This window comes from Sphingomonas sp. Mn802worker (assembly GCF_000382485.1).
GTDB lineage: Bacteria > Pseudomonadota > Alphaproteobacteria > Sphingomonadales > Sphingomonadaceae > Sphingomonas.
Genome location: NZ_AORY01000014.1, coordinates 160,335 through 169,359 on the forward strand (window position 1 = coordinate 160,335; position 9,025 = coordinate 169,359).

Genomic DNA, 9,025 nt, shown 5'->3' on the forward strand with positions numbered 1-9,025 from the left:
AATGGATGTCAACCGAGCAGGCGACCGCCCGCGAAGATCGACTCGACCAGCGGATCACGTGCAGAACGCGGGTCGGCGCGGATTGCCGCCTCCTCACGCCCGATCGCGCGCCACAAACCTCGGGCAGCCGACGTCGCCACCATACGCTGCAAGCCGACGATATTGATGCCGGTCGCCGCGCCGAGCACCGGTCCTAGGACGCCGTTGCCATCGAAGCTGCGCAAAGCCGCGCCAACTTCTGGAAGCATGGCATCAATGATGCGCGGACCGATGGCGCGCTCAAGATAGTTACTGCCCGCGGTCGGCCCACCGCGTGCAATCCCTACCGCATCGGTGAAGCTCAGGTTGCGGATCGCGTCGAGTATGACGGGCGCAGCACGATCGGCTGCCTCGCCCGCCGCGTCGTTTACCAAACGAAGCATTTGATCCTGCACCGGTCGTGATCGCAACAACGCACCGAGCACCGCGCCCGATCGGTCGCCGTACGCCGTGGTGTCCGGCAAGGTGATGCGTGCCACGGCATCGTTCAGATACCCATTGTCCGCCGCCAGCCGGGTCACCGCTCGCTGCGTCGAGATGGTCAGCAGGCGACGGAGTGCTTCATCCAAGCTCCCCTCTGCGCCGATCGTAGCACACCCTGATAGCAGCATCGCCGAACCGAGTAAGCTTCCGGTCACGAACGCGCGCCGACCAACTGCGTCAATCGACGATTTTGTCCCACTTGGCATCATTGTCCTTCTCCAGGGTACACAGCGCATCCTGCTAAGGCGTGTCCAATAACGAGGCCTGAACGATCTCGCGGCTTTGTCATTTCGCCGGCATACCTACATATTGAAACGATGTCTCGAGCCCGTGTCCTCGTCCTGAATGCCGCACTGGGTCCGCTGGATTATCGGGTGCCACACGGGATGTGGGTCGAGCTCGGTTCGATCGTTGTCGTACCGCTAGGCCCGCGCCAGGTGACCGGTGTGGTGTGGGAGGCAGAGCGGCTCCCATCCGATGCAGAGGTAGGCGACAACCGCCTTCGTAACTTGCTGGCGGTCGCAGATGTGCCGCCGCTCCCCGCACCGCTCAGACGCTTGATCGAGTGGACGGCGGATTATTACCTCGCACCCGTCGCAGTGGTCGCGCGAATGGCACTTTCCATGACTGCGATCGAGGCATCGCGAACGGTGATCGAGTATCGTGCGACCGGTAGTGTCCCAGACCGTCTCACCGCACAGCGCAGGCAGGCGTTGAGCAGGCTTGATGACAGACAAGGGCTGATTCGCGAACTCGCCGAGATTGCGGGGGTGAGTGACACGGTGATTCGCGGTCTGGTGAAATCGGGCGCGGTCGAACAGGTCGAGGTCGATATCGACTTGCCCTATCCCCAACCTAATCCGGCACATGCCCCGCCCAGCCTGTCTGACGAGCAGGAAGTGGCATCGGCTAGGTTGGTGGCGGACGTAGACGCGCGAGCATTCAGTCCAACCTTGCTTGATGGGGTGACCGGGTCGGGCAAGACCGAGGTGTATTTCGAAGCGGTAGCAGAGGCTGTTCGAAAAGGGCGGCAGGTTTTGGTGCTGCTACCTGAGATTGCTCTTACCGAGCCCTTTCTTGCCCGATTTAAGGGGCGGTTTGGTTGCGAACCGGTGGCATGGCACTCAGGCCTGCGCGCAACGGAGCGTCGACGTGCGTGGCGAGCGATCGCGAGCGGATCGGCACGGGTAACGGTCGGCGCACGTTCCGCGCTATTTCTTCCTTATGCCGACCTGGCCCTGATCGTTGTCGATGAGGCACATGAGACGAGCTTCAAGCAGGAGGACGGCGTTCATTACCACGCGCGAGACGTGGCTGTAATGCGCGGGAAATTCGAAGGGTGTCCTGTGATCCTTGCCTCAGCCACGCCAGCGATTGAGACGCGGCAGCAAGTTGAGCTGGGTAATTACGCAGAGGTTAAACTGCCGCAGCGCTTCGGCGCGGCGAAGATGCCTGCGATCGAGACCATTGACCTGATCACCGACCCTCCGCCGCGTGGGCGATGGCTTGCGCCTAGGCTGGTGGGTGCGATTGAGGAAAATTTAGCCAAGGGTGAACAGTCGCTGCTGTTCCTAAATCGCCGCGGTTACGCGCCGTTGACGTTGTGTCGAACTTGCGGACATCGTTTTCAATGCCCGAACTGCACAGCGTGGATGGTCGAGCACCGACTGACCCGACGGCTGGCATGCCACCACTGCGGCCACGTTGAGCCGGTCCCGCGGCTTTGCCCGGATTGTCAAGGTGAAGACACGCTGGTCGCGTGTGGGCCAGGCGTCGAGCGCATTGCGGACGAGGTTGCAACATTGTGGCCTGAGGCGCGCACCGCGGTAGTTACCTCAGACACCATCTGGTCTCCGGCAAAGGCGGCTGAGTTCGTCGCGCAAATGAACGCGGGCGCAATCGACATTATTGTTGGTACCCAGCTCGTGACCAAGGGCTACCACTTTCCGAACCTAACGCTTGTGGGCGTGGTGGATGCTGATTTAGGGTTGGAAGGTGGAGATCTGCGTGCGTCGGAGCGAACGTTTCAGCAGATCAGGCAAGTTTCAGGTCGTGCTGGTCGCGGTGAGAAGCCGGGGCACGTGTTTATCCAAACACATAATTCGTCAGCTCAGGTGATGCAGGCGCTGGTGTCGGGCAACTCAGATGCCTTTTACGCAGCGGAGATAGGGGCTCGTCGCGACGCCGAAGCTCCGCCGTTCGGTCGCTATGCGGCGATCATCGTGTCGAGCGAGGACAAGGCGGCGGCTCAGGCGACGGCGCTGTCGATCGCGCGTTGTGCGCCTGATATTAAAGGCATGCATGTCTACGGACCCGCACCAGCGCCATTGGCGATGCTGCGTGGGCGACATCGCTTTCGGTTGCTGGTGCACGCACGCAGGGCCCTTGGCATGCAAGACGAGATACGGCGTTGGTTGAGCGAAGTGACGTGGCCAGCAAAGGTGCGCGTTGCCGTTGACGTCGATCCTTATAGCTTTGTCTGACTCACGGGTTGGGGTGTGATCGGGCAGGCTTCGCTGTAAGTTGAAGCCTTAAGATCAGCGTGCGGCGAGCGATGTTCAACGCGGTTGAGAAGATGATCGTCATGGGGTGTAATCCTCCAATTGCCGACTGGCGAGGGAGAGGTGCCACAAAGCCCGATTACACAGTATTTTAGATATATCGATAATGGATCGATCGCAGTACACGCTGCGTAGAACGTACTAAGAACGGTTCGTGAACAAGACGAATACCGTTTCAATATCAGTCGTAATCGAGGGCGCGCGAGCATGCTTTCGTCGTCCCGAATTTACCACTGATCTTGTCTCTTACGACATCATACCTCCTTATGCTGCGGACCAAATCCTTAGGCACGCTTTGCATCTGGGGCCGAGGCGATGGTCGATTGACCGCATCCGCGTGGCCAAACCTATTAAGTTCATTTCGGATCAAGTTTCTAGTGATCGTGGTCCTAGGCGGGCGCTTTTACTAGATGACGTCCGGTACGTGGTAGAGGCATGTATCAGCTGCTCAGCGGAAGAAGAGGCAGAGTTGCAGATCATAATCAATGAGTCGCTGGCAACGCCACAGAACGTATACCTGGGACTTGCTGAATGTCCCGGTATCATACGGTCCTTTAAAGTCTGCGACATCAATCAGAACCTAATTGATCCATGTGTCTTCGACCTCGGATGGATGGTAAGAACGCAGAAGAGCGATAAGGATAGATTTCCAATTTTCTTTAGAGCACGCCTAGTTGATGGAGTAGTAGATGTAAGAGGGTCTAGCTTGACCGCTAGTTAGCTGAGCGCCGCTTATAGCCCTGACGTGATTTGCCTGGAGGTGGTCCATCGCGTGCGCCGGCGGAAGCGGCAATGCGTCAGGCAAGGTTGTTCGAAGCAGCTGTCGAAGCGCGGCGATCCGATGGAGACGATGTCGCGGGTTTGTAAAATTTGAACTGTTCCGGCCGGTGCTGAAGTAGGCGCTGGTACGATGACGGCATGAAAGACGACCGCCCGCCCTATGACCCGGTGGCGATGTTCAAGGTGCTGGTTGTGGCAGCACAGAACACGGTGAGCGATGCGAAGACGAAGTCTCTGACCCGGGGTCGGCTGAGCTAGCTATGGTTCCTAGGCCTCGATCTGGGTGCGGCGATGCCGGATGAGAATGCGATAACGCTGTTTAGTAAGAAGCTGACCGTGCCAGAGCGATCAACGCACTGTTCACCGCCTTTGACCGATCTTTGCGCGACTGGAGATCTCTGCCGATGGCCAGACAGATCGTCGACGCCACGCTGGTTAGAGCGTGCAAGCAGCACACCGCAGCCGAGCGGCAAGCGATCAGAGCAAGCAGAACCGTCACGGCGATACGGCCGAACAACTCGACCAAGCCGGCACAGAAGGGCACCGGTGCACGCTGGACGCTGAAGTTTGCCAAAGCTAGCGCGTTGTCGGATCGCTGGCCGTGGATCGACATCGCCATTCCCAGCCTCGACTTAAGAGCAGCATCGCGACCTGTCGGCACGACGGCTTCGTTCGACGCGGCAAGGTCACCGGTGGTGCTTGCTTCGACGGACGGATGCTGCGCGCCGGTGACCCGCGACAACATGGCCTCCGACGTGTGGGCGGACATGACCTATCGCAGCCACGCCAACGAAGCCTGGATGAAGGCGATCGGACGGGTCAGCCGCATCTAACACAAGAAATCCAAGGCAAGGCGCTGTCATCGCGTATCGCCGGATCTAATGTGAACCGCTCTGCCGTGGGTTCTCGCATCGAGCGCGTCCTTGCCGGGCTGAAGGACCAGATGGGACTGTTCATCCGAACCATCGGCCTCGCCCGCCCTGAGGTGAAGGTCGGCTTGGCGCAGCCTCGTCTACAATATCGCCCCTCAATCTTCCACAAACGTCGTGCCGCCACGGGGTAGCTGCGCCGGGCGCGAACGTTTTCCAGAAATAAGTAATCGAAAACGGCTCGTTCAAACTGCCAGCGACTTACCCAGTAACCGCCTCGCCCCATCAACATTGACATGCACGTTGATAGGAGTTCCTAAGTTCGAGGCGAGCGACACGCCAGACTGCACTAGGCGGAATAATTCGGCCATCGTTGACTACTGGGCCAATCCGCAACATGCCGACCGTCGAAGTCGAGAGAGCGCTACCATCCTGCCGCAAACTTCGTTGACGTGACGTCGCGACTAACTTCAAACGGCATCTGACGACCCGATTCGGTTCACCCTCAACCAACACGCTCGAACGGCCACAAGGATGTAACATTTTGGAACTCCCAAAGCGCGCGCAGGCGTGAAGTTGCAGGACGAGCTTTCGCGCAACACTCAAGGTCTTCTTTGCATATAACCCTGTTTGTTGGGACGGCGTCATGATGCCTGAACGGCCGCCGCGCTGGTGGTTACGTCGATCGACTAACTGCCTGTGACCTATGCTGTCAGAGCTTGAAGTGTGTGTTGGACAATCCGCTAGGAACTCAAAGCGGTAGCATCGAAACACTCCATGTTGATGCCCATTTTCTCATGCATAACACGATGCTTGCGCATCCGGTCACAATTGCCTGATAGCGCTGGTGCGAATATCATCCTCAACTACGACAAAGCCTAATTTACTTTCCACTATCAAGCCGGACACGATCAGGTGACAAATTAAAATAATTCTACAGCCCTAAAGACTCTATTGACGTTGTTCGACGTACTCTTGGCTTCCGCGTGTAATAATTCGATCATCCGGTAGCAGTGTAGCAACAGGAATGTCAATTTTGTTCTTCAATCTTGCGTAAAGCGGGGAAAAGTCGGTCTCGATTGTTACGCGCAGAAGTTCGTCGAAGCTAGGGATTACAAAATAATTCTGTTGAAAATCGTCTATCCGGTATTCGGTTCGCATGACTCGCGGTAGATCGAATGCGATACGGTGGGGACTTGAACTACCTAGTGCGAACCTACTCTCCGCAGCCGATGAAACGATGCCTGCGCCGTAGATGCGAAGATCGTCACCTTCCTTGACCAGCCCAAATTCGACCGTGTACCAATATAGCCGTCCGAGGTATTTCAACGCATTGAGCCCCAGCGCGCGCTGCCCGCCTTTGCCATAGGCCTCGAGATAGTCGGCAAAGATCGGATCGGCCAACATCGGGACGTGGCCAAATACGTCATGAAAGACGTCTGGTTCTTGCAGATAGTCGAGCTGATCTGGGCGCCGGATGAAATTGCCAGCGACGAAGCGCCGGTTTGCCATATGGTCGAAAAAGACGTCATCAGGCACGAGACCGGGAACGGCGACGACCTGCCAACCGGTCAGCTTCATCAATCGATCAGAAAGCGCATCAAAGTCGGGAATGCCGGGTTTGTCGAGGCGCAGGACGTCGAGCCCGCGCATCCATGCCTCGCTCGCGCGTCCGGGTAGCAATCTCGACTGGCGGGCGAACAGCGTGTCCCAAGTTGCATGTTCTTCGGGCGTGTAGTTCGACCAATTCTGCGCGATCGTCCAGTCGGCGGCGGCATCGGCGGGCGAGGCGGTGAGAACGTGCGTTTCCTCAGGCATGGGCTTGTTCTAGCAGTGCGCGATGCGACGCCAAGCCCGGCTGTTCAGAATAAGCGCGCGGGTGGTCGTAGGCATTGTGGAGCTGTATCTGGCGGCGGGGTTGATCGGAGGAGCGCTGCTGACGAGCGCCGGCTGGAGCGAGCCGCAGACCGGTGTGGCCATCTGGGTGGAGGACAACGGCATCCACACCGATCTGGTTCTGCCGAAGCAGGCTGCCGGCGTAGACTGGCGTGGCGTGTTCGGTGCGGAAGCTATCCGTCAGCCCATTTATGCCGATTACCCGTTTGTCGCGGTTGGTTGGGGTGAGCGGCAGTTCTTTGTCGATACGCCGACGTGGCGGGATGCCCGGGTTGGAACCGTCATCGCGGCAGCGCTGGGGAGTGACATGACGGTGCTGCATGTCGAACATGTCGCTCGTCCGGTCGGGGGTGAGCATGTTCGTCGGATCGTGCTGAGGCCGGGGGAGTATCGTCAGCTGGCGAAATTCGTGCGGGCCAGCCTGGGCGAGGGTCGAAGCGTGCGCGGGTATGCGGGGCATGATGCCTTTTATCCGGCGCGGGGGCGGTATGATGCGCTGCATACTTGCAACACGTGGACGGGGCGGGCGCTGGCAGCGGCCGGGGTGAGGGTGGGCGTGTGGACGCCCTTTCCTGCGACCGTCGGCTGGTGGTTATGAGCGCCCGCCGATCCCATCAGTTGGCGGCGCCGGTCTGATTGGCGAGTTCGCCGCGGGTGGCGGCAAGCGTCGGGGCGGGGCCGGTGGCGGGGCGGAGCGACTCGCGCTCGCTCGCGGGCACGGCGGCGGTGGGGTCGGGGCGGAAGTCGACCGGCGCGCGGGTGGTGCCGGGGGTCGGGGTCGAGGGCTTGAGGTCGGGGGCGGGGTGTTCGCCGGCGGACGGGCGGCTGGCGAGCAGCTTGTCGAACAGGCCGAAGCGAAGCGCACCGAAGAGTCCGGCGGCGACGGCGCCGATGCCGGCGGCGACGGCGACGCCGCTGGTCTTCTTCACCGGCTTGTCGGCGGGTTTGCGGTTCGCGCTGCGGCGGGTTGCGGGGTTGTTCTGTGCCATCGCCACGTCAACCGCCGGGCGGGGCAGGCGTTCCGTCGACACGTGTGGGCGTAAGCGTGCCAGCGGGGGCGGGACGACAGAGATCGCGGGACGCAGCCGAGCCATCGAGCCATCCACGCCAGTCGGAGCGATCGAGCACCACCACCTGGCGGTCGTGATAGGGGGCGATGTCGGGCCCGGGGCGGGTCGTGAGCATGGCGAAGGCCTGCCCCACCGCAGCGTCGTCGCGCCACACGCCGGCAATACAGAACCAGGGTTCGCGCGCGTGGGTGAACAGCCACTTCGTCTTGCGCTTCTGCCCCGGTTCGGTGGGTGCGGTGAATTCGTAGAAGCCGTCGACGGGGATCAGGCAGCGCCCGCGCGCGATGTTGCGGTCGTCGGAGCGGTAATTGTAAACCGGGCGGCCGTGTGCGCCCGGCCAGCTCCAGCGGCGGGTGACGAGTTCGGCCTCGCCGGGTGCATCGGGGGCCGGGCGGACGATGACGGTCGGGTCGGTGATCCGGATCGAGGCGAGCGGGGCCATGTTGGGCGCCCCCTCGGGAAAGCGAAGCGGGATGCGCAGGTCGTGGAAATCCTGTCGCAGGAGGCCGAGTTCGATCCGGCGGGCGGCTTCGTTGCACATCGCGCAATGCTAGAGCGTGGCGGTCGGGGAGGCGAGGGGCGGGCGAGCGGATGGCGAGCATAGCGCTGGCGGCGTGAGCTATGGTCGGAGCCGGGCTGGCTGGAGGCGGGCTGGGCGAGATCGAACAGGCGGCTGGAGCGGCGGTTCGGGTGGCGAGCGTGCCGCCGGTGTCGGTTGTCGCGTTCGTGGCGCCGTTGCCCGGTACCTCAATAGGCACGGGGTGAGCCGCTGAATGTCGGTCGGGAGTGGGCTGTTCGACGTTGACCGACGTGGCGGTTTTGGCGGCGGGAGGGGTCGGGATGGTATCGCGCTGTTCGTCGTCCGCTTTGGCGGCGGCGGAGGCGGGGGTGTCGGGTTGTTCGGCGGTGGCGGTGTTGTGCGACGGGCTGGTGTCTGACTTGGGGTCGGCGGGAGCGTCGTCGCTTTCTTCCTCGTCCTCGTCGCTGAAGCGGGCGGCCTCGGCGAACCATTGGTCGCGCTCGCGGCCTTCGGTGATGTGGCGGACGGCGGCTTGGATGCGATGGGGTGCCTCGATCTGGTCGATCTCGTCCTCGTCGAGCTCGCGATGGTAGTCGTGGTCGCCCCATTCGCCGAACTGCTCGCCGAAGAAATGGTCGGCGGGGGAAGCGGGTGCGCCAGGCGTCGGCGTGGTCGCACCACCAGACGGGTTCGGGGCGATCGGCGGGGCTGACGTAGGGGGTGAGTCCAAGCGGAAGTTGAGAAAGTTGACAGTCACGCGCGGGTGCGGGGCGGGGCGGGGCGAGCGCGAGGAGGCCGGCGGCCTCT

General features: G+C 61.3%; 9 protein-coding genes. 5 read left to right on the forward strand and 4 right to left on the reverse strand.

Features of this window, described 5'->3' with window-relative positions:
- Positions 1-8 precede the first annotated feature (8 nt).
- Positions 9-608 carry a DUF4197 domain-containing protein gene (locus SMN802W_RS0113375; protein WP_019517425.1) on the reverse strand — a complete coding sequence of 200 codons (600 nt, stop codon included), beginning with the start codon at positions 606-608 and terminating at the stop codon, positions 9-11.
- 231 nt (positions 609-839) lie between these two features.
- Between SMN802W_RS0113375 and SMN802W_RS0113380 the strand changes: the two genes are divergently transcribed.
- The 3 genes from SMN802W_RS0113380 (at position 840) to SMN802W_RS17685 (ending at position 4,696) form a co-directional block, all read left to right on the forward strand.
- The gene (locus tag SMN802W_RS0113380; protein WP_026326122.1) at positions 840-3,005 is read left to right on the forward strand and encodes a primosomal protein N'; all 2,166 of its coding nucleotides are present in this window, start codon (positions 840-842) and stop codon (positions 3,003-3,005) included.
- Between the two features lie 232 nt (positions 3,006-3,237).
- Entirely contained in the window at positions 3,238-3,804 is a 567-nt protein-coding gene (locus SMN802W_RS19000; RefSeq protein ID WP_083925789.1) for a type I-E CRISPR-associated protein Cas5/CasD, read from the forward strand.
- A 439-nt stretch (positions 3,805-4,243) separates the two neighbouring features.
- Positions 4,244-4,696 (forward strand): hypothetical protein, encoded by a 453-nt coding sequence (locus tag SMN802W_RS17685; protein ID WP_156818898.1) that lies wholly within the window; start codon positions 4,244-4,246, stop codon positions 4,694-4,696.
- Positions 4,697-5,683: 987 nt separating this feature from the next.
- On the opposite strand, the gene phhA is transcribed toward SMN802W_RS17685, so the two are convergent.
- Positions 5,684-6,550 carry a phenylalanine 4-monooxygenase gene (gene phhA, locus SMN802W_RS0113390; RefSeq protein ID WP_019517429.1) on the reverse strand — a complete coding sequence of 289 codons (867 nt, stop codon included), beginning with the start codon at positions 6,548-6,550 and terminating at the stop codon, positions 5,684-5,686.
- 22 nt (positions 6,551-6,572) lie between these two features.
- Between phhA and SMN802W_RS0113395 the strand changes: the two genes are divergently transcribed.
- Positions 6,573-7,226 (forward strand): TIGR02117 family protein, encoded by a 654-nt coding sequence (locus SMN802W_RS0113395; protein WP_037524081.1) that lies wholly within the window; start codon positions 6,573-6,575, stop codon positions 7,224-7,226.
- 16 nt (positions 7,227-7,242) lie between these two features.
- Here SMN802W_RS0113395 and SMN802W_RS17170 read toward each other — a convergent pair whose 3' ends face one another.
- On the reverse strand, positions 7,243-7,617 hold the full coding sequence (locus tag SMN802W_RS17170; RefSeq protein ID WP_019517431.1) for a hypothetical protein: 375 nt from the start codon (positions 7,615-7,617) through the stop codon (positions 7,243-7,245).
- A 7-nt stretch (positions 7,618-7,624) separates the two neighbouring features.
- Entirely contained in the window at positions 7,625-8,239 is a 615-nt protein-coding gene (locus SMN802W_RS0113405) for an SOS response-associated peptidase family protein (protein WP_019517432.1), read from the reverse strand.
- A gap of 469 nt (positions 8,240-8,708) precedes the next feature.
- On the opposite strand from SMN802W_RS0113405, the gene SMN802W_RS0113410 reads away from it, so the two are divergent.
- Complete coding sequence (locus SMN802W_RS0113410; protein WP_156818899.1) at positions 8,709-8,930, forward strand: hypothetical protein; 222 nt, start codon at positions 8,709-8,711, stop codon at positions 8,928-8,930.
- Positions 8,931-9,025 lie beyond the last annotated feature (95 nt).

What these genes read in the sequence shown, in the direction of transcription:
- SMN802W_RS17170 (WP_019517431.1), bottom strand. Translation starts at nt 7,617, where the DNA reads ATGGCACAGAACAACCCCGCAACCCGCCGCAGCGCGAACCGCAAACCC.
- SMN802W_RS0113405 (WP_019517432.1), bottom strand. Translation starts at nt 8,239, where the DNA reads ATGTGCAACGAAGCCGCCCGCCGGATCGAACTCGGCCTCCTGCGACAG.
- SMN802W_RS0113380 (WP_026326122.1), top strand. Translation starts at nt 840, where the DNA reads ATGTCTCGAGCCCGTGTCCTCGTCCTGAATGCCGCACTGGGTCCGCTG.
- SMN802W_RS0113395 (WP_037524081.1), top strand. Translation starts at nt 6,573, where the DNA reads ATGCGACGCCAAGCCCGGCTGTTCAGAATAAGCGCGCGGGTGGTCGTA.
- phhA (WP_019517429.1), bottom strand. Translation starts at nt 6,550, where the DNA reads ATGCCTGAGGAAACGCACGTTCTCACCGCCTCGCCCGCCGATGCCGCC.